This is a genomic window from Halomonas sp. YLGW01, from assembly GCF_014840935.1.
Taxonomy (GTDB): Bacteria; Pseudomonadota; Gammaproteobacteria; order Pseudomonadales; family Halomonadaceae; genus Onishia.
The window spans coordinates 1292352-1310712 of sequence record NZ_CP062005.1 but is presented as its reverse complement, the minus strand read 5'-3'; the positions used below and the strand labels follow the sequence as shown (position 1 = coordinate 1310712).

20 protein-coding genes and 1 tRNA gene are annotated in these 18361 nt (G+C 65.2%); 7 read left to right on the top strand and 14 right to left on the bottom strand.

Translation table 11 applies throughout. The features are described 5' to 3' along the window. Nucleotides 1-31: 31 nt before the first annotated feature. The 3 genes from IEJ03_RS06125 to folE form a co-directional block, all read right to left on the bottom strand. A complete protein-coding gene (locus tag IEJ03_RS06125) occupies nucleotides 32-523 on the bottom strand; it encodes a DUF4190 domain-containing protein (RefSeq protein ID WP_192036780.1) in 492 nt (163 codons plus the stop codon). A 66-nt stretch (nucleotides 524-589) separates the two neighbouring features. Then, nucleotides 590-1000: a dihydroneopterin triphosphate 2'-epimerase gene (gene folX / locus IEJ03_RS06120; protein WP_192036779.1), complete on the bottom strand. Its 411-nt coding sequence runs from the start codon at nucleotides 998-1000 to the stop codon at nucleotides 590-592. A 33-nt stretch (nucleotides 1001-1033) separates the two neighbouring features. Continuing rightward, nucleotides 1034-1591, bottom strand: a complete 558-nt coding sequence (folE, locus tag IEJ03_RS06115) for a GTP cyclohydrolase I FolE (protein WP_192036778.1) — start codon at nucleotides 1589-1591, stop codon at nucleotides 1034-1036. Between the two features lie 250 nt (nucleotides 1592-1841). Between folE and IEJ03_RS06110 the strand changes: the two genes are divergently transcribed. Beyond that, nucleotides 1842-2384 carry a hypothetical protein gene (locus IEJ03_RS06110; protein ID WP_192036777.1) on the top strand — a complete coding sequence of 181 codons (543 nt, stop codon included), beginning with the start codon at nucleotides 1842-1844 and terminating at the stop codon, nucleotides 2382-2384. Between the two features lie 229 nt (nucleotides 2385-2613). Here IEJ03_RS06110 and IEJ03_RS06105 read toward each other — a convergent pair whose 3' ends face one another. Beyond that, complete coding sequence (locus IEJ03_RS06105) at nucleotides 2614-3633, bottom strand: serine/threonine protein kinase (protein ID WP_242458064.1); 1020 nt, start codon at nucleotides 3631-3633, stop codon at nucleotides 2614-2616. A gap of 51 nt (nucleotides 3634-3684) precedes the next feature. Continuing rightward, nucleotides 3685-4401: a ComF family protein gene (locus IEJ03_RS06100; protein ID WP_242458063.1), complete on the bottom strand. Its 717-nt coding sequence runs from the start codon at nucleotides 4399-4401 to the stop codon at nucleotides 3685-3687. A gap of 99 nt (nucleotides 4402-4500) precedes the next feature. Between IEJ03_RS06100 and bioB the strand changes: the two genes are divergently transcribed. The 6 genes from bioB to IEJ03_RS06070 all read left to right on the top strand — a co-directional run bounded on the left by bioB (nucleotide 4501) and on the right by IEJ03_RS06070 (nucleotide 9162). Next, nucleotides 4501-5592 carry a biotin synthase BioB gene (gene bioB, locus IEJ03_RS06095; RefSeq protein ID WP_192036776.1) on the top strand — a complete coding sequence of 364 codons (1092 nt, stop codon included), beginning with the start codon at nucleotides 4501-4503 and terminating at the stop codon, nucleotides 5590-5592. After that, the gene (gene bioF / locus IEJ03_RS06090; RefSeq protein ID WP_242458062.1) at nucleotides 5558-6748 is read left to right on the top strand and encodes an 8-amino-7-oxononanoate synthase; all 1191 of its coding nucleotides are present in this window, start codon (nucleotides 5558-5560) and stop codon (nucleotides 6746-6748) included. The genes bioB and bioF overlap by 35 nt, the downstream gene beginning before the upstream one ends. Further along, entirely contained in the window at nucleotides 6745-7506 is a 762-nt protein-coding gene (locus tag IEJ03_RS06085) for an alpha/beta fold hydrolase (protein WP_192036775.1), read from the top strand. The genes bioF and IEJ03_RS06085 overlap by 4 nt, the downstream gene beginning before the upstream one ends. Then, nucleotides 7503-8327, top strand: a complete 825-nt coding sequence (locus IEJ03_RS06080; RefSeq protein WP_192036774.1) for a methyltransferase domain-containing protein — start codon at nucleotides 7503-7505, stop codon at nucleotides 8325-8327. Before IEJ03_RS06085 ends, IEJ03_RS06080 begins: the two co-directional genes overlap by 4 nt. Nucleotides 8328-8352: 25 nt before the next feature. Next, nucleotides 8353-9042: a dethiobiotin synthase gene (gene bioD / locus IEJ03_RS06075; RefSeq protein ID WP_192036773.1), complete on the top strand. Its 690-nt coding sequence runs from the start codon at nucleotides 8353-8355 to the stop codon at nucleotides 9040-9042. 35 nt (nucleotides 9043-9077) lie between these two features. Next, nucleotides 9078-9162, top strand: a tRNA-Leu gene (locus tag IEJ03_RS06070). 260 nt (nucleotides 9163-9422) lie between these two features. Here IEJ03_RS06070 and IEJ03_RS06065 read toward each other — a convergent pair. From IEJ03_RS06065 to IEJ03_RS06025, 9 genes are all read right to left on the bottom strand, one after another. Continuing rightward, nucleotides 9423-9740, bottom strand: a complete 318-nt coding sequence (locus tag IEJ03_RS06065) for a hypothetical protein (RefSeq protein WP_192036772.1) — start codon at nucleotides 9738-9740, stop codon at nucleotides 9423-9425. 255 nt (nucleotides 9741-9995) lie between these two features. Further along, entirely contained in the window at nucleotides 9996-12608 is a 2613-nt protein-coding gene (locus IEJ03_RS06060; RefSeq protein ID WP_192036771.1) for an EAL domain-containing protein, read from the bottom strand. Nucleotides 12609-12919: 311 nt separating this feature from the next. Then, on the bottom strand, nucleotides 12920-13510 hold the full coding sequence (locus tag IEJ03_RS06055) for a HupE/UreJ family protein (protein WP_192036770.1): 591 nt from the start codon (nucleotides 13508-13510) through the stop codon (nucleotides 12920-12922). A gap of 47 nt (nucleotides 13511-13557) precedes the next feature. Beyond that, complete coding sequence (gene ureG / locus IEJ03_RS06050) at nucleotides 13558-14223, bottom strand: urease accessory protein UreG (protein ID WP_192036769.1); 666 nt, start codon at nucleotides 14221-14223, stop codon at nucleotides 13558-13560. Between the two features lie 16 nt (nucleotides 14224-14239). Then, on the bottom strand, nucleotides 14240-14953 hold the full coding sequence (locus tag IEJ03_RS06045) for an urease accessory UreF family protein (RefSeq protein ID WP_192036768.1): 714 nt from the start codon (nucleotides 14951-14953) through the stop codon (nucleotides 14240-14242). Further along, on the bottom strand, nucleotides 14943-15527 hold the full coding sequence (gene ureE / locus IEJ03_RS06040; protein ID WP_192036767.1) for an urease accessory protein UreE: 585 nt from the start codon (nucleotides 15525-15527) through the stop codon (nucleotides 14943-14945). The genes IEJ03_RS06045 and ureE overlap by 11 nt, the downstream gene beginning before the upstream one ends. A 157-nt stretch (nucleotides 15528-15684) precedes the next feature. After that, nucleotides 15685-17388, bottom strand: coding sequence for an urease subunit alpha (ureC, locus tag IEJ03_RS06035; RefSeq protein WP_192036766.1), 1704 nt, complete (start codon nucleotides 17386-17388; stop codon nucleotides 15685-15687). Then, the gene (locus tag IEJ03_RS06030) at nucleotides 17385-17792 is read right to left on the bottom strand and encodes an urease subunit beta (RefSeq protein WP_192036765.1); all 408 of its coding nucleotides are present in this window, start codon (nucleotides 17790-17792) and stop codon (nucleotides 17385-17387) included. Before IEJ03_RS06030 ends, ureC begins: the two co-directional genes overlap by 4 nt. 176 nt (nucleotides 17793-17968) lie before the next feature. Further along, on the bottom strand, nucleotides 17969-18271 hold the full coding sequence (locus tag IEJ03_RS06025) for an urease subunit gamma (RefSeq protein ID WP_192036764.1): 303 nt from the start codon (nucleotides 18269-18271) through the stop codon (nucleotides 17969-17971). Between the last annotated feature and the right edge of the window lie 90 nt (nucleotides 18272-18361).

Here is an 18361-nt window from a genome sequence, read left to right as displayed (position 1 = left end):
ATACCCCGGGCCGCATGTCGTTGTAGCCAACTCAGGGAAGCGGCCGAATCGTCGGGTCCACCAACACCGACAGCACGGCCACCAGCAGCGCCAGGCCGATCGCCCCCCAGCAGAACAAGCGTCCCGAGAAGCGTCGCGGCGCTTGACGAATCTGTCTCAGCCCGAGCACGCCGAGCACGGCGGCGCCGAGTCCCAGCAGAGGCGCCTGGCCGTCGAAGAACAGGGCCAGAAAGGCCAGACTGATGGCCGCAACGGCAAGGCCGGAATACCGCCGCACAGGGGCCTCTCCGGCATCATCATGAGGAGGCAGCGGCCGGCTGGCCCTGGCCTTGCGTTGGGCTTCCGGTCGATTGATCAGCTGTTCGGCCCGGCTTCCCCGCGGGGTGAAGCGGACCGCCACCTGGGAAGCGGGCAAGCCCCGGCCGCGCCAGTCCGACAACTCGAAGGTATAGCGCTGACCGTCATGGGCCTCGACGACACCCTGCTGGGTATCGTCGTCGAAGGCGAGAATGTCGCCGTCCAAGGGAATCTCCTGTCCATCGACTCTGGCTTCCATGCTAAGCCGAAGTGGCCGCCGTCACCAAGTCATTCAGGCATCGGAGGCCACTTCCCGTGAATCGGAGAGGGTAATCGATACCGAATCCGAGAAGCGCAGGGCATGAGGCTTGTCGATCTCGACCTGGGCGGTCAGCACCTGCTCATAGGACATGATGATATCGAGCACCTCACGGGTCATGCGTTCGAGCAGCAGAAAGCGATTCTCTTCCACATGGGCGATGACGTGCTTGGTAATGGTGCGATAGTTCAATGCCTGATCGATGTGGTTGAACTGCACCGCACGATCCGCCCGATAGCGGATCACCGCATTGATCACCACGTCCTGGCGGTTACGGATCTCTTCTTCCTTGATGCCGATAAAGGTCCGCAATCTCAGGTTCTTGATGCGAATGGTGGCGAGATCATGATCGAGATGCTGGTCGTTCAAGGCGTGCAGCGGCATGACGAACTCCCTTCGTGTGAGCGGGTAAGCGGCTCAGCGTCCGTTGACCAGGGTCAGGAACTCCTGGCGAGTCGCCTGATTGTTGCGGAAGGCGCCCAGCATGACCGAACTGCTCATGCTGGAATTCTGCTTCTCGACGCCGCGCATCATCATGCACAGATGCTTGGCCTCGATGACCACGGCGACCCCACGGGCATCGGTGACCTGCTGGACCGCCTCGGCGATCTGGCGAGTCAGGTTCTCCTGAATCTGCAGCCGACGGGCATACATGTCGACGATGCGGGCGAACTTAGAAAGTCCCAGCACCTTGCCACTGGGCAGGTAGGCGATATGGCACTTGCCGATGAAGGGCAGCATGTGATGCTCGCACATCGAATAGAGCTCGATATCCTTGACCAGCACCATCTCGTCGGTCTCGGACTCGAAGACGGCGCCGTTGATCAGCGATTCCAGCGACTGATCGTAGCCGCGGGTCAGGAACTGCATGGCCTTGGCGGCCCGCTTCGGGGTATCGCGCAGGCCCTCGCGCTCGGGGTCTTCGCCCAGGCCAGTGAGGATCTGACGAAAGTGGTCGGCGAGTTGGTCGGTCATGATTGGGCCTTTACGCTAATGATATACAAAAGGTATACAGATTTCTTTTTATGTACAATAAAAAGATGCCGTAAAAGCCCCGATTTTAGCCTACCCGGCGCCACCCTGCAGCGCTGTCTCACGCGAATACAGGCAGACGACGTGACATTGTGCCACGCAGGACGCTCGGCCACTGGCTGGGGCCGTCGCATACCCTATGGTAGAGTGATTGGCATCCCCCGGACGGGGCCGTTAGACAGTGAGATGCCCCATGATGAAACGCTACGCTTACCTGCTGGCGGTCGGCCTGATCCTGCCGAACTTGGCCATGGGCGACACCCTGCGCCTCCCCTCGGAAGCGCGCATCGACGTTCAGGTGGTCGATACCCTCGAACTCGACCGCACCTCCCCGGATCGAGCCAATGTGCTGCTCAAGCCGGTGGTCCGTCAGGATGATCCACCGCCGCTGCCGGCGCACTGTCTGATCACCGCCGATGCACGCCTGGTCGAGGATCGCATGCGGCTCTCCGCCAACACCCTGACCTGTATCGAGGTCATGGGCGACACCCGTGAGATCTTCAGTGGCGAACTGTCGGCGGCCGCCTTTGATGCCAACGGCGACTTCGGCGTCAACGCCACCTGCACCGCAAGCGATGAGCGCGGCTGTCAACGGGCCGAACTTCGCCCCGCGCACGCGTTCCAGCTGGAACTGGGCCAAGCGCTTTCGATCGAGGCCCAGGACAACCCCTCGGCGCGCCTCAACGAGCAGCGGCGCCAGGCCGCTACGGCGGATAACGGTGCCGACGCGGATTGACCGGTTGCCTGCAAGCGCCGGTTTCCCGGGGAGGCGGCCTGCTTGCACGCGCCTCTATCCGGCCCCTGCAGGCGCCGCTTCGCTCGGCTTTCGCATCCGTCCTGCCCCGGCTCTTCAGCCAACCTCGGCCGGAAGATGAAGCTCATGTCGGCCATCGTGTGGCCGACGCCTCCCGTCTGCCCTTTCCTCCTACAAGCCGCTTCACCTCTGCCACCCCGCCCGCCAGGACTCAGGTCAACCAGCGCGGCGACTCCTCAAGCAACTGGCGCTGCTGCTCCAGGGTTCGCAGGTGCTGATCCCAGTAGCCCTCGTCGGCGACCCAGGGAAAGGCCCTGGGGAACGCCGGATCTGACCAGCGCGTCACCAGCCAAGCGGCATAGCGCATCAGGCGAAGACCTCGCAGCGGCTCGATCCAGGCGAGTTCGGCGCGGGGGAAGTCCAGGTGTTGCTCATAGCCCTCGAGCAACTCGGAAAGCTGCATCTGCGCCTCCTGATCGTGCTGGGCAGTCAGCATCATCCACAGATCCTGAACCGCCGGCGCCATCAGGCAATCATCGAAGTCGACCAGCGCGAAGTGCTCGTCCCGCCCCAGGATGTTCCCCAGATGGCAGTCGCCATGGGTGCGGATCAGTGACTCGGCCGGCCAGGCCCGGGCCTTGAGCTGCTCGCCCAGCTTCTCGCTGATGCGCTCGTAGGCCTGGCGCTGCTGGCGGGTCATCCAGGGCGCCGTCAGCACCTGCTCGCGGCTTTCTTCCACCATACCGGTGACGTCCAGCCGCTGCCGATGAACGAAGGTGCGGCGACGCGCGACCGCATGTAGTTGCCCGATCAGATCCCCCAACGCGAACAGGTGTACCGGGTTCTCGAGCTCCGGGGCCTGTCCGCTGACCTGGGGAAAGAGCGCAAAGCGAAAGTCATCGAAATGGTGCAGGCTGCGCCCCTCCGCATCTCGCCAGGGCGCCGCCACCGGGACGTCCGCTTCATCAAGCTCGGCCAGGAAGTCATGCTCCTCCTGAATCTGGGCATCGCTCCAGCGGTGGGGACGATAGAACTTGACCACCCAGCGAAGCCGTTCGTCATCATGAAACAGGAAGACCCGATTCTCGTAGCTGTTAAGCGCGAAGGGCTCGCCGGGCAACCAGAAGCCCAGCGACTCCACGGCATCGACGATGCGGGCGGGGCTCAGCTGTTCGAAGGGATGGGGGGCAACGGCCACGGCGTGATCCTGAATCGGCGAATAGACGGTCATGCTAGCAGAGTTCGCCCTCTCACCCGAGATCGCACAGCTCTCCTCCAGCGATCAACGCCTGGGCGTGCGCGCCACCGCCCAGGCCTCGATGTACTTGGCGCCCGCCGTCCGGCAGACCCGAGCCAGGGCTTCGAAGGTGGCGCCGGTGGTCATCACATCATCGAGCAGCACGACATGCGCCGGCAGCGGCCGCTCGACAAGAAACGCATCCTTGAGGTTGGCAAGCCGCGACGGGCGCGCGAGGCCGCGCTGGGTCGGTGTCATGCGCACCCGCCGCGCCATCATGTACGGCAGGTCCAGTCGCCGGGCGAGGCGACGGCCCAGCCAGTCGGCCTGATCGAAACCCCGTTCCCGGGCACGGCGGGGATGCAACGGCACCGGGATCAGCGCCTCGGGCCGCGAGCTGCCCGCTCCGCTCGTGACCGGCACCTCGTGCCCGGCCTCAAGCAGCGTCAGCAGCAGGGTGCCGGCACGGGGCGAGGCCGAGAACTTGAACGCCTGCACCAGGCGCGCCACCTCGGCCTCGTAGCGCAGCGGCGCCCGCGCCATATCGAAGGCCGGTGGCCGAATCAGGCAGCGACCACAGCGCCGCGGCCCCTCCTCGACCAAGGCCTGGCCGGGCAGCGGTTCGGCGCAGCCGGGGCAGGCATGCTCATTCCAGGGCAGCGCCACTTCGCAGGCGAGGCACCATGGCGTCTCAGGTAGCGTCTCGCCCAGACAGAAGGCGCAATGCCCGGGCAAGGCCCGTTGCGCCAACTGGTCAACCACTGCGAGGTATCTGGTTGACAGAAGAGCGAGAGCCTCTATCATCTCTGTTAACTCCAAGCGATGGAAAAGTTAACCAACGACCATGAGTGCCTCCTGCCTATGACCTTAGTCAGCCCTGCCGCCATCCGCCATGACTGGCGTCTCGCCGAGATCGAGGCACTGTTCGCCCTGCCCTTCAATGACCTGCTGTTTCAGGCGCAGCAGGTGCACCGCCAGCACTTCGATCCCAACGCCGTTCAGGTCTCGACCCTGCTGTCGATCAAGACCGGCGCCTGCCCCGAGGACTGCAAGTACTGCCCGCAATCTGGGCACTACAACACCGGTCTTGGCAAGGAGAAGCTGCTCGAGATCGAGAAGGTGGTCGCCCAGGCACGCGATGCCAAGGCGGCCGGCGCCAGCCGCTTCTGCATGGGCGCGGCCTGGCGCAGCCCGCGCCAGAAGGACCTGGACGTGGTGCTGGAGATGGTCCGCCAGGTCAAGTCGCTGGGCCTCGAGACCTGCATGACGCTAGGCATGCTCGACGATGATCAGGCCCGGCAGCTCTCCACCGCCGGCCTCGACTACTACAACCACAACCTGGATACCTCACCGGAGTACTACGGCGAGATCATCACCACGCGCAGCTACGACGAGCGACTCGATACGCTGTCCAATGTTCGCGAGGCCGGCATGAAGATCTGCTCCGGCGGCATCATCGGCATGGGCGAGGCACTTAGCGACCGCGCCGCCCTGCTGCAGCAGCTGGCCAGCCTGTCCCCGCACCCGGAATCGGTACCGATCAACATGTTGGTCAAGGTCGAGGGCACCCCGCTTGAGAATGTCGACGACCTGGACCCGATCGATTTCGTGCGAGCCATCGCCGTGGCACGCATCATGATGCCGAAGAGTCATGTACGGCTGTCCGCCGGACGCGAGCTGATGGACGAGTCCACCCAGGCCTTGACCTTTCTCGCCGGGGCCAACTCGATTTTCTATGGTGACAAGTTACTGACCACCGAGAATCCCGATGTGCTGCGTGACCGAGCCCTGTTCGACAAGCTTGGCCTGCACCCCGAGGAAAATCGGACCTGCCACGACGAGAGGGAACAGGAAGCGGCCCTGGATGCTTCGATGCGCCGCCAGGTCATGGAACGTCAGGCCCCACAGGAGCTCTTCTATGACGCCACCGCCGAATCCGTCCACCTCGCCTGACATGCTCAAGCAACGCCTCGAGTCACGACTGGCGCAGCAGCGGGAAGACGACCTGTGGCGCGAGCGGCTGATCATGTCGCCCAACCCGCGCGCCCCGCTGCGGGACTTCGCCAGCAACGACTATCTGGGCCTGGCTCGCGACCCTCGGGTCGCCGAGGCCCAGGCAGAAGGCGCACGTCAGGAGGGGGCCGGGGCGGGTGCCTCACATCTGGTCAACGGTCATCTGCCGGCCCATCATGCCTTGGAGGAACGACTGGCCGAGCTCACCGGGCGACCTCGGGCACTGCTTTTCTCCACCGGCTACATGGCCAACCTCGGCGTGCTGCAGACCCTGTGTAGTGGCGACACCCGAGTCTTCCAGGACCGTCTCAATCACGCCTCGCTGATCGACGGCGCACGCCTGGCCAACGCTCCCTCGCGGCGCTTTCATCACCGTGACATGACAGATCTTGATCGTCTGATGAGCCGGGCACCCCGGGACCAGGCCAGGCTGGTGGCCAGCGATGGTGTCTTCAGCATGGACGGCGATATGGCCGATGTAGAAGGCCTCGCCGCCACCTGCCAGCGACACGGTGCCTGGCTGATGATAGACGATGCCCATGGCGTCGGCGTGCTGGGCGAGAACGGTGCCGGCCTGGTCGGGCAACGCTTCTCGACCCACCAGGTACCGGTACTGGTCGGCACCCTGGGCAAGGCCCTCGGCAGCTTCGGCGCCTTCGTGGCCGGCGATGATGTGCTGATCGAGGCCCTGACCCAATTCGCAAGGCCCTACATCTACACCACCGCCCAACCCCCCGGCGTTGCCCGGGCGACGCTGCGCGCCCTGGACATCAGCGAGCAGGAACCCGAGCGCCGAGAACGACTGCATGCTCACATCGCGCGATTCCGCCAGGTGGCCGAGACACTGGGACTGCCACTAATGGACTCCATTACCCCCATCCAGCCGATCCTGCTCGGCAGCAATCAGCGCGTCCTGCGCTGGAATCAAGCCCTGCGAGAGGCCGGCTTCATGGTCGGCGCGATTCGCCACCCGACCGTCCCCCGCGGGATGGCGCGCTTACGCATCGTGCTCAATGCCCAGCAGGAGTGGACGGACATCCAGGCATTGCTCGACGTGCTGGCCGAACTCAGGTACCGGGAGGCCCAGGCGTCATGACCCGGCTCGTCCTGCTCTCCGGCTGGGGCATCGACGCCCGTATCTGGCAGCCGCTGATCGCATCGCTACCCGCCGATCTCGACGTGACCACGCCGGACTGGCCCGGCTACGGCGATCGGCGCGAGGAGATAATGCCCGAGGACCTCGCGACGCTGGCCGAGGCCATGGCCGATGCCCTGCCACCGGATGCGGTCTGGGTCGGCTGGTCGCTAGGCGGCCTGCTAGCCACGTCACTACTGGAGCACCTGCCGCCCCCCCGGGCGCTGTTGAGCCTGGGCATGCACGCGCGCTTCACGACCAGCCAGCAAGAAGCGCAGGACGGCGTGACGCCGGCTGCCCTGGCCGCCTTCCAGGATGCCTTCGACCAGGACCCGCTGGCGACCTGGCGACACTTCCTGCGCTGGCAGCTGGGCGGTGAGCCCCGGCCGCGCCTCGTCCACCGCCAGCTTCAGGCGCTTATCGGCGATACGCCTCCCGCCACACTCTCCAGCCTGGCGATTGGCCTCGACTGGCTGGCAAGGCTCGATAATAGCGATATCTTCACCGCGCCTCCCTGCTCGATATTCACGCTGACCGGCGAGCGGGACCCGCTGACTCCCACCGCCCACGATGACATGGCGCCGAATCTGTCACGGCCGATCGACCTGGCCGGCCATTGCCCGCAGCTCTCCCAGCCTGAAGTCCTGGCCGGCCGGCTGGCCGCACTGGCCAGGGCGCATGACGACGCCGCCCTGATGCGCGCCGGGTGCCCTGCATGACTCTGGCGACGGCCCCCTCGAACGCGACCCCAGAGGAGCAGGTGGCGGCCGCTTCCAGCGACTGGCGCCGTCGTGTCGCCCATGCCTTTAGCCGTGCCGCGCCCCGCTATGGCGAACTGGCCACCGCGCAACAGGCCATGGGAGAAGCGCTTTGGCAACGGCTGCCCGATCACGCCACGCGCGTGCTTGATCTGGGCTGCGGCCCCGGCCACTGGACGGCACGCCTCGCCCACCACTATTCGAAGACCGACGCCTCGACCCGGGTGGTCGGGCTCGATCTGGCCCCGGGAATGCTGGCCCAGGCCCGCGAACAGCATGGTCAGCGACTCGGCTGGCTATGTGGCGATGCCGCCCAGCTGCCACTGGCCGATGCCAGCCTGGATCTGGTGTTTTCCAACCTGGCTATCCAGTGGTGCCCGGACCTGGACGCGGTCCTGCAGGAACTCCAGCGGGTTTTGCGGCCCGGCGGCCGGGCGCTGCTCAACACCCTCGGGCCCGGCACCCTCGCGGAGGTCGGCTGGGCCTGGTCGCGGCCCGGTGCCCTGCTCACTTTCCTTCCTCCCCAGGTACTCGAGCAGTCCGCGCACCAAGCGGGCTTCGATGCCGTGGATCTCGAGCAGGTCGGAGAGCGCTTTCATTACCCGGACCTCCCGGCCGTGATGGCCTCGATCAAGGGCGTAGGCGCGCAACTCTCCCGGCCCGCGAGCACCCTGACCCGACGTGATGTCGCGGGTGCCCGGGAACGCTACGAGCAGCTGCGCGACAGCGAGGGACTGCCTGTCACCTATCAACGCCTGACGCTTGATCTCCTCAAGACCTGACCCCTGGAACACTACCGGATACAGCATGGCTGCCTATTTCATCACCGGAACCGACACCGACGCCGGCAAGACGCTCATCACCGCAGGCCTGCTGGCCTTGGCGCGACATCATGGGCTGACGACCCTCGGCCTCAAACCGGTGGCCTCGGGGTGTCAACGGTATCCCGAGGGGCTCCGCAACGAGGATGCCCTCGCCCTGAAGGCTCACAGCCATCCCGAGGTCGACTACGCGACCATCAACCCCTTCGCCTATGCCCCGGCCATCGCGCCTCATCTGGCGGCCCGTCAGGTGGGCGATACCCTGCGCCTGGCCGACCTGACTCAAGCCATGGCATCCCCGCTCGCCGCGGAGCGCGACCTGACCCTGATCGAGGGCGCCGGTGGTTGGCGGGTACCGCTCAATGAGGACGAGGACCTGAGCGACCTGGCCGGCGCATTGCAGCTGCCGGTGATTCTCGTCGTCGGCCTGCGCCTTGGATGCATCAACCATGCCCGGCTCACCGCCGAGGCGATCCGGGCACAGGGGCTGCGGCTTGCGGGCTGGGTCGCCAATGGCGTCACGACCGACTTCGAAGAGGCGGATGACAACCTAGCGACCCTGACCCATCACCTGCCGGCGCCCTGCTTGGGCCGCGTCCCTCACCTGACACAACGTTCGACCGACACGCTGCCAGAGCAGGCCGCCAGGTACCTGAAACTTCCTGATATACCTTGACTTAGAGGCTGTCATCTCTAAAATACTGCAGCGTTGCGGATGTGGTGGAATTGGTAGACACGCTAGATTTAGGTTCTAGTGCCTCAGCGCGTGGGAGTTCGAGTCTCCCCATCCGCACCAAGAACATGACATCGCTGAAAGCCCCGTATGATGCGCTCTGCGGGGCTTTCTGCCGTCTTAAGGACTCATTCTGACTTGTGCGGGATTCGTGGCGAGACAACTAACGTGACACTGTCACGGCAAGCCGCGACTACTGGGGCCATGACTTGCCATTATGGCGTAGCAAGGCTAGGTGGTCTCATGCTCGCAACCAGCACACATCCTAATCGCCAGAAGGCGACCTGGTGATACAGTCCGACACGAGGTCTTGTGCGTAAGCACTACTCAGTGGTGCCCGTCGCGCCGGAGGAACCACCACCGCCTCCCCCGACGGAGGCGGCCACCACCCCGATGGCAATCGCCGAGCCAAGCACGATGCCAGCGATGGAAGCCGAGGACATGCCGGCGGCGGCCCCTCCCGCCGCTCCGCCCGGGGCAAGACCGCCGGCACCCCCCTGGCCCTGCCCGCCCGATGCCTGAGCCAGCGGCGTGGTATCGCTACCCTGGCCACCCTCCAGCGGTGAAACATCCTGTCCATAGGCCAACATTGATGCCATCAGCCCGATCAAGACAAGCCAGGACACACACATCCGTTTCATGCCCACTCCTCATGAGCTGGTGCATGCCGACGAGCCTCATGCCGGTCGGTCCAATACAGCCATGCCAGCTCCTAGCATGTCTTCAGGCTAGACCGGGCCGACGGCTCGTCAAGATCGGGGAAAGCGGCTCCCGTTTGGTCTAGTCCTTTCGCTATGCCGGCAGCCCTCGGGCGACTCGGTCGGATACATGGACCCTCTCCCGACCGACAAAATCGCCACCCCGGCTCACTGCGCCGATGCGTGATTCGTTCGACGCTATTGTCGACCCAGCCACTGGTTGTCGAAGTCCTCGGCGCTCATCGGTCGAGCAAAATAGAAGCCCTGCCCCTGATCGCAGCCAAGCTCGGCCAAGGCCCGCGCCTGTGCCGACGTTTCCACACCTTCGGCGACGGTCTTCATCCCCATGCTGCGCGCCATGGCGATGATGGTCGTGACGATGGTGTAGTCATGACTCGACGAGAGCATGTCACGCACGAAGGATATATCGATCTTGAGGGTATCCGAGGAGAAGCGCTTGAGGTATGCCAGGGAGGAGTAGCCGGTGCCGAAGTCGTCGATGGCGAGGCCAAAGCCCTGCGCCTTCAGAACCTGCATCAGGCGCAGGGCCTGTTCCGGGTCGCGCATGAAACCGCTCTCGGTGAGCTCCAGACCGATCTGCATGGGGCTGACCCCGGCGGTATGGCGCCCAACCTCCTCACAGAAGTGCGCATCCTCCAACTGCTGGGCGGAGACATTCACCGACAAGCGAGGCAGGCCCGTCCGCCCGTCCTGGAGCCAGTCCCGCAGCTGTGCGCTGGCGGTCTTGAGCACCCAGGCACCGAGCTCCTTCATCAGCCCCCGCTCTTCGGCGAGGGGGATGAATTCTCCCGGGCTGACCCAGCCACGCACGGGATCGCACCAGCGGCATAGCACCTCGGCGCCAGACAGACGCCCCGTGGCAAGATCCACCTGCGGCTGATAATAGAGCTGGAGACCCTCGCCGCGCAGCGCGGCGATGAACTCGTCGAGGAGCTGCTGACGGCGCACGATGGCGGTGCCCAGCTGCTCGTCATAAAGCCAGCGTCCCTGCCCCTGTCGCTTGGCATGGTGAGCCGCCAGGCTGGCATGCTGGAAGAGCTCGCCGGGAGAATCGCCATGCTCGGGATACAGCGCGCCACCGATGCTCACATCCAGAGCGAACCAGCGCTCATCGACCTCCAACGGTGCCTCGAGACTCTGCTGATAACACTGCATGCGCTCGGCCAGGCTTGCCGGACTGGGCGCCTCGATCAGCACCGCGAACTCGTCGCCCCCTAGTCGCGCCAGCAGCTCGATGCCCTTGACCTGCACCCCCTGAAAACGGTGCCCTGCAGCCGCCAGCACCCGGTCGCCGACACTGTGACCGAAGGTGTCATTGATCTCCTTGAAGCGCCGGAGGTCCATCAACAAGAGCCCCAAGGATGACCGGGTCGCCTTGGCGGCCATCAGAGCATCGCCGACTCGTGACATGAAGTAGGCACGGTTGGGCAAGCCGGTCTCGGCGTCGGAGAAGGCCAGGCGATTGATGTGGTCGTCACTATGCTGGCGCTCTAGCTCGGCTGCTGCATTGGCGGCGAAGATCCTCATTACCGTGGTGATGAAATCCGGATCCTCGATGGGCTCACGGAACAGGACCACCAGCACCCCCAGCGCATCCCCATTGCTATGGTCCAGGCGCAGACCGACATGGCCTCGCGCCCAGGCGAGCTGGTTGTCGGTTTCGGGCGGCAGCATGCTGGCGACATTGTCGGGGATGACGGATGTCCCCCGCCTCATCACCTCGGCGCAGGGTGTCGCCTCGAGCGCATAACAGAAGTTATCGACCTTACGCCCATCGATCACCGCCGCCAGCGTCGCCACTCGGCCAGCCGCCGGCCCACCCTCGAGGGTCGAGATGACGCCGGCATCGGCATCCAGGGCCCGGGTCAGGTGATCAACCAATTGGTCGAAGAAGGGCTCGCCGCCCCGCGCCGTGACCGACGAAGCGATCTGGGTGACCGCCTGCTGAATCCGCCTGGACTCGTGATGTCGCGTGTTATCGAAGATGAACCCCTCCAGCCAGGCGAGCTTGCCATCGGCATCCAGCACCGCCTGCCCCTGTTCTGAGACCCAGCACACCTGACCGCTAGCCGTATGCAGTCGATAGCTCAGCTGATAGGGCCGACATGCCTCGATGTCTTTCAGGATCTGGCGCTGGATGCGCTGGCGATCGTCCTGATGCACCAGCTCCATGAAGGAGCACCCCGCTCCGGCGGTCAACTGCGCCGCCTCGAGGCCAATCAGGTCCTTGGCGCCACGGCTCACGAACTTGAGACGGCCCGCCTCGTCGTGCAGACGCTGATAGGCCATCCCCGGCAGGTGACTCATCAAGGTATCGAGGCGACGCTCGCTCTCCTGGACGGTGGCTATGATGCGTTGACGATTCAGTTCCGCCCCGGCGCGCATCGCAGCGATGCGCAGCACCTCTCTGGCAAGTTGGGGAACGTGCAGGGGCTGTGAATGCAGAATCGCGACCAGCCCCAGTGCCTCCCCCTCGCGGCCGATAACCGGCATGCCCAGATAAGACTCGGCATCCAGCTCGGCCAGCAGCGTATCATCGGGGAAGGCCCCACAGACCCCTTCGGGGATGTGGCATGGTTCCTGACCAATCACTCGCTCGCAGGGACTACCCGCCAGCGGGTAGGTGATGTTGTCCCGCAGGCGCCCATGCGACCACAGGCCCAGGGTGCGCGCCAGAGCGGCATCCTCGGACACCAGGCCAGCGACGATCACATGATCGACGTGAAGAACCCGGGCCAGTCGGTTGGCAAGCTCGGGGAAGAAGTGCTCCGTTGGGATGTCTAGGGCCAATCCATCAGCCAATTCTCGAAATACCTGTTCCGACGCTAAGGATGGCGCCATTGACGGATGTCCTCCCGACTAGGTTCAACCTCAAGCATACAACTCAAGCTTTCGTCCCAAAGCTTGAGAAATATCATACTCCAGACACGGAGCGCCTCGTAAATCCCTCTACTCTGACACCTTCCTTCGGGTGACGAAAATCTTCCTTCTACAGAACCTATCGGCAACGCCATGTTTTTCTTGATATTCCAAGCCAAAAAAACAAGCGCCCGGCGAGAGGCCGGGCGCTTGGGAGATGCACGAATGTGCAGCACCGCTCGTCAACCCATGATCTGCATCCCGCCGGCCAGCGCCACCAGGGCTCCGACCATCCGCTCGAGATATGGCACCCGCGTCGCCAGTGCCTGGCCGAAGGCGCGCCCCAGCTGACCAAGGCCCAGCGTCGCCAGCAGGAAGCCCGCCAGGTAGGCCAGCAGCGAGGCGCCGACCGGCATCTCGACGGCATGGGCCTGACCGTGAAAGACCAGGAAGGTCACCACCAGCATCGCGCCGATCTGTGCGGGCAACCGCACCAGGGTGGCGAGCAGCAAGCCGGAGAGCAGTACCGACAGGGCGATGCCGGTCTCGACCCCGGGCAGGAATAGCCCGCCCCAGGCAAGCCCGGCGCCCAGCAACATGCCTCCCGCCGCCAGGCCGGGCACGACCCATCCAAGCGAGCGTGACTGGCGCACACTCCACAGGCCGATGGCGACCAGGGCCAGCAGATGATCCATTCCGCTCAGCGGATGCAGCAGGCCGGCCAGCAGGCCACCCGCGCCGGGCTCGTGGCCCGCATGGGCACTGGCCGCACCGGCAGACAGCAGCGCCAGCGGCGCCAGGGCAAGAGCGATGCGTCGTGAATCACGGATCATGATGACGTCCTTTCGTTATCTGGTAAGGGGTATTGAACCGGTCGGGATCAGAGCGCCGGGCGCGCTGCCGGCGCGTCGGCGACGGGCTTTTCGGTACCGGGGCGACGCTCCGGCAACATGCCGCGATCGAGGATGAAGCGGATGATTTCCTCGACGCCCACGCCGTCATAGAGATTGGCGAACACGAAGGGACGCTCGCCGCGCATCATCTTCGAGTCCCGCTCCATCACTTCGAGGGAGGCATGCACCTGATCGGCGATATCGATCTTGTTGATGATCAACAGATCGGACTTGGTGATGCCCGGCCCGCCCTTGCGGGGAATCTTGTCCCCGGCGGAGACGTCGATCACGTAGAGGGTCAGATCCGAGAGCTCCGGACTGAAGGTCGCCGACAGGTTGTCGCCGCCGGACTCCACCAGCACCAGCTCTAGGCCCTCGTGGCGCGCCTGCAGATCGTCGATGGCGGCGAGATTCATCGAGGCATCTTCGCGGATCGCGGTATGCGGGCAGCCCCCGGTCTCGACGCCAAGGATGCGATCGGCAGGCAGTGCCTCGTGACGCAGCAGGAAGTCGGCGTCCTCGCGGGTGTAGATATCGTTGGTGACCACGGCGATGTCGTAGTGATCCCGCAGGGCACGACACAACTGCTTCAAGAGCGCGGTCTTGCCGGAGCCGACCGGACCACCGACTCCGACACGCAAACAATGCTTCATGAGGTGCTCCTTTCCTTCAGCTTCTGAACAATCGTGAGTATTGGGTTTCGTGCTGGGCGCTGGCGAGCGCCAGCCCCGGCAGCAGCGGGCCGAGCTCGTCATCAGTGAAAGCAAGCGCCCGATCCACGGCCACCACCAGCTCGGGCCGCAGCCGCTCGACGAGGCGCTGGGCGGCGGTATGGCCGAGGGGCAGGGCCTTGCAGGCGACCGCCAGCTGGTTCTCGAGCCAGGCCCAGGCGAAACCCAGCAGCGCCTGGCGGGGGCTCACGCCTCGTGCCTGGGCCAGCCAGGCGAAGAGGGTCACATAGCCGGCGCTGGCCGGCAGGACGGACGAGGCCGGCAGCAGCTCGAGGCTATCGAGCAACCGCCTCAGGGCCGCGCCCAGCCGCCGATCCTCCTCGGCGAGCTCGCGGGTTTCGCGGCTGGCCGCCAGCCAGGCATCCCAGCCCGCCACCGCCTCGCCATCCTGTGCCAGGAAGGCCGCATGCTGGCGAGCCAGCACCGGCAGTTCGCAGCGTGACAGCCCGTCTTCCAGCACGCCGGAGAGCCAGGCATGAAGGCTCTCCTCGTCCCGCACCCAGTCGAGCTCGAAGGCGCTTTCCAGCCCCTGGGACCAGGCGAAGGCGCCGATCGGCAGCGCCGGGCTGACCAGCTGCAAAAGCCCCAGCAGGGCCAGGTCCCCCCCCTGGCCCGCGACGGCCGCGGCAGGTGCCTGCGGATCAGTGGACATGGTCATGCTGATCCGCCGCGTGGCAATGGCCGTCTTCACTGCCATGGGAATGGTTGTGAGAATGATCATGGGAATGGCCGTGGCCATGCGAGTGAGCATGTGAGTGGCCATTCGAGTGCCCATGTGCATGGCCCGCCTGAGCATAGGCGCCGGGCTCGGGGTCGAAGGGGGCGTCGTGATGCGTCAGGCGAGCGCCCAGCCGCTCGGCCAGCTCCTCGAGGACATGGTCCGGCGGGAAGCGCACCCAGCCACCCGCCTCGTCGGCGCCGATGGCCAGCGCCACATGGCGATTGCCCAGGTGATAGCAGAGTCTCGCCAGGGCCAGGCCGGCATCGATCCGTGCCGTGACCACCGGTTCGGCGGCGGCCCGGATAAGCACGATCTCGCCGCTGTCGGCCTCAAGGCCTTCTCCCTCGCGTAACACCGGGCCGCGGTCGAGAAACAGGCCTACCTCCTGGCCGCCATCGGTCTGCGCCTTGAGGCGCCCGCGCATACGTAGCTCGAAGGGCAGCGTCAGGGTGTCGCAGGCCCTGCTCGCCTCGATGGGTCCCAGGCGTTCGATCAATTTCAGCATTGGCATCGTCTCTAGAAATTGTCCGCGGCTGATCCTGTGGCAGTCTCGCGAGGGCGCTGTAAATACCTCCCTGTACGCTACTTTTGCCTTCCATGGCAAAAGACCCTCACTTCGACCTGCCACCGGCGCCGCTTGACGTGTGGTTATCGCCCACTGCTCAGAACAGGTGATAGCGCTGGGCGAGCGGCAGCTCGGTGGCCGGCTCGCAGGTCAGCAGCTCGCCGTCACAGCGCACCTCATAGGTCTGGGGGTCCACGCTGAGGTCAGGGCAGACATCATTGAGCTTCATGTCCCCCTTGCGCACGGCCCGAGTGTCACGACAGGCCACCAGCGGGCTATCGAGCCCCAGCCGTTCCTTGAGGCCTCCCGCCAGCGCCGCCTGGCTGATGAAGGACAGCCGAGTGGCGCTGGCGGCCTTGCCGAAGGCGCCGAACATCGGCCGGTAATGCACCGGCTGCGGCGTGGGAATCGAGGCATTGGGATCGCCCATGGGGGCCGCCGCGATCATCCCGCCCTTGAGAGTCAGCGCCGGCTTGACGCCGAAGAAGGCCGGATCCCAGAGCACCAGGTCGGCCAGCTTGCCGACCTCGATCGAGCCCACCTCGTGAGCAATGCCGTGGGTGATGGCAGGATTGATGGTGTACTTGGCGATGTAGCGCCGGGCCCGCAGGTTGTCGGCTCCCAGCGTTTCGTCTTCCGGCAGCAGGCCGCGCTGGACCTTCATCTTGTGGGCGGTCTGCCAGGTCCGGCAGATCACCTCGCCGACCCGGCCCATGGCCTGGGAGTCCGAGGCGATCATCGAGATCACGCCCAGGTCATGCAGGATATCCTCGGCGGCGATGGTCTCGCGGCGGATGCGCGAATCGGCGAAGGCCACGTCCTCGGGAATGTTAGGATCGAGGTGGTGACACACCATCAGCATGTCCAGATGCTCATCGATGGTGTTGACCGTGTAGGGCCGGGTCGGATTGGTCGACGACGGCAGCACATAGGGCTTGGCGCAGGCGGTGAGGATGTCCGGCGCGTGGCCGCCGCCGGCGCCCTCGGTGTGATAGGTGTGGATGCCGCGTTCCTTGAATGCCGCCAGGGTATCCTCGACGAACCCCGATTCGTTGAGGGTATCGGTATGGATCGCCACCTGGACGTCATAGCGCTCTGCCACCGACAGACAGGCATCGATGGAGGCCGGCGTGGTGCCCCAGTCCTCGTGGAGCTTGAGGCCCATGGCGCCGGCCTCGAGCTGCGCCTCCAGCGCCTCGGGCAGGCTGGCGTTGCCCTTGCCGAGGAATCCGATGTTCATGGGCAGCGAATCCACCGCCTGCAGCATCTTGCCGATGTGCCAGGCGCCCGGCGTACAGGTGGTGGCATTGGAGCCGGTGGCCGGGCCGGTCCCGCCGCCCAGCATGGTGGTCACCCCACTCATCAGCGCCTCTTCCACCTGCTGGGGGCAGATGAAATGGATATGCGCATCGATGCCGCCGGCAGTGAGAATCTTGCCCTCGCCCGCGATCACCTCGGTGCCGGGGCCGATCACGATCTCGACCTCCGGCTGGGTATCCGGGTTGCCGGCCTTGCCGATCGCCGCGATGCGCCCGGCCTGGAGCCCCACGTCCGCCTTGACGATGCCCCACCAGTCAAGAATCAGCGCATTGGTGATCACCGTGTCCATCACCGCTTCATCGGCGCGCTGGCTCTGGCCCATGCCATCGCGGATCACCTTGCCGCCGCCGAACTTGACCTCATCGCCATAGGAGGCGGCGTCACGCTCGACCTCTATCCACAGCTCGGTGTCGCCGAGCCGCACCCGGTCGCCGACGGTGGGGCCGTACATGTCGGCATAGGCCTGTCGACTGATCTTCATGACTCACCTCCCTGATCCGTATCATCGACTGCCGAAGGCCCCGCGGCGTCGGGCGCGCTGGATGGAGAGCTAGACTGGCGTGCAGCACCGGGCGTCATAGAGAGCGATCCCATCACCTCGCCGCGAAAGCCATAGACGGTGCGGCGACCGGTGAAGGGAATCAGCGTCACCTCACGTTTCTGACCGGGCTCGAAGCGGATCGCCGTGCCGGCGGCCACGTCCAGGCGATGGCCCCGAGTCGGCCCGCGGTCGAAATCAAGCGCCGGATTGGCCTCGAAGAAGTGATAGTGGGAGCCGACCTGGATCGGCCGGTCACCGGTGTTGGCGACGGTCACGGTGATCCGCGTGAGCCCCTCGCACAGTGCGATCTCGCCATCCTTCAATTGATACTCGCCGGGAATCATCTCAACGCTCCCTCTTCATCATTAACTGTTGTCCCTATGACGCAAAACTGCGCGAACGATGGCCAGGCAAGGCGGCGAGCGGCGAAAAAGCGGATCGGACTCGCGCCCGAGTTTACTTTAGTAAATGAGCATTTTTCGTTGTGAAACCAACACAGCCTGGTCGAGTGCAGCCAGTTTTAGACGATGGGGTGGTGAACGGTGACCAGCTTGGTCCCATCCGGAAAGGTCGCCTCGACCTGGACCTCGTCGACCATCTCGGCCACCCCTTCCATGACATCCTCGCGGGTCAGGATCTCGCGCCCCGCACTCATCATCTCGGCCACGCTGCGCCCGTCCCGCGCGCCCTCCATGATCTCGGCACTGATCAGCGCCACCGCCTCGGGATAGTTGAGCTTGAGCCCGCGGGCCCGGCGGCGCTCGGCGAGCAGCGCCGCGGTGAACAGCAACAGCTTGTCCTTGTCTCTCGGGGTCAGTTCCACCTTGGCGTCTCCTTGTCATTCATGGGCCGCAATGCCGGCCTCTTGTCGTTTGCCATCACTGCCGGGCGCCAGCTGGCCGAGGCATGGGCC

Coding starts and splice junctions, on each gene's coding strand:
- folX (WP_192036779.1), bottom strand. CDS start 1,000: ATGCCGCTGCACGCCTTGAACGACCAGCATCTCGATCATGATCTCGCC.
- folE (WP_192036778.1), bottom strand. CDS start 1,591: ATGACCGACCAACTCGCCGACCACTTTCGTCAGATCCTCACTGGCCTG.
- IEJ03_RS06110 (WP_192036777.1), top strand. CDS start 1,842: ATGATGAAACGCTACGCTTACCTGCTGGCGGTCGGCCTGATCCTGCCG.
- IEJ03_RS06105 (WP_242458064.1), bottom strand. CDS start 3,633: ATGACCGTCTATTCGCCGATTCAGGATCACGCCGTGGCCGTTGCCCCC.
- bioB (WP_192036776.1), top strand. CDS start 4,501: ATGACCTTAGTCAGCCCTGCCGCCATCCGCCATGACTGGCGTCTCGCC.
- bioF (WP_242458062.1), top strand. CDS start 5,558: ATGACGCCACCGCCGAATCCGTCCACCTCGCCTGACATGCTCAAGCAA.
- IEJ03_RS06085 (WP_192036775.1), top strand. CDS start 6,745: ATGACCCGGCTCGTCCTGCTCTCCGGCTGGGGCATCGACGCCCGTATC.
- IEJ03_RS06080 (WP_192036774.1), top strand. CDS start 7,503: ATGACTCTGGCGACGGCCCCCTCGAACGCGACCCCAGAGGAGCAGGTG.
- bioD (WP_192036773.1), top strand. CDS start 8,353: ATGGCTGCCTATTTCATCACCGGAACCGACACCGACGCCGGCAAGACG.
- IEJ03_RS06065 (WP_192036772.1), bottom strand. CDS start 9,740: ATGAAACGGATGTGTGTGTCCTGGCTTGTCTTGATCGGGCTGATGGCA.
- IEJ03_RS06055 (WP_192036770.1), bottom strand. CDS start 13,510: ATGATCCGTGATTCACGACGCATCGCTCTTGCCCTGGCGCCGCTGGCG.
- ureG (WP_192036769.1), bottom strand. CDS start 14,223: ATGAAGCATTGTTTGCGTGTCGGAGTCGGTGGTCCGGTCGGCTCCGGC.
- IEJ03_RS06045 (WP_192036768.1), bottom strand. CDS start 14,953: ATGTCCACTGATCCGCAGGCACCTGCCGCGGCCGTCGCGGGCCAGGGG.
- ureE (WP_192036767.1), bottom strand. CDS start 15,527: ATGCTGAAATTGATCGAACGCCTGGGACCCATCGAGGCGAGCAGGGCC.
- ureC (WP_192036766.1), bottom strand. CDS start 17,388: ATGAAGATCAGTCGACAGGCCTATGCCGACATGTACGGCCCCACCGTC.
- IEJ03_RS06030 (WP_192036765.1), bottom strand. CDS start 17,792: ATGATTCCCGGCGAGTATCAATTGAAGGATGGCGAGATCGCACTGTGC.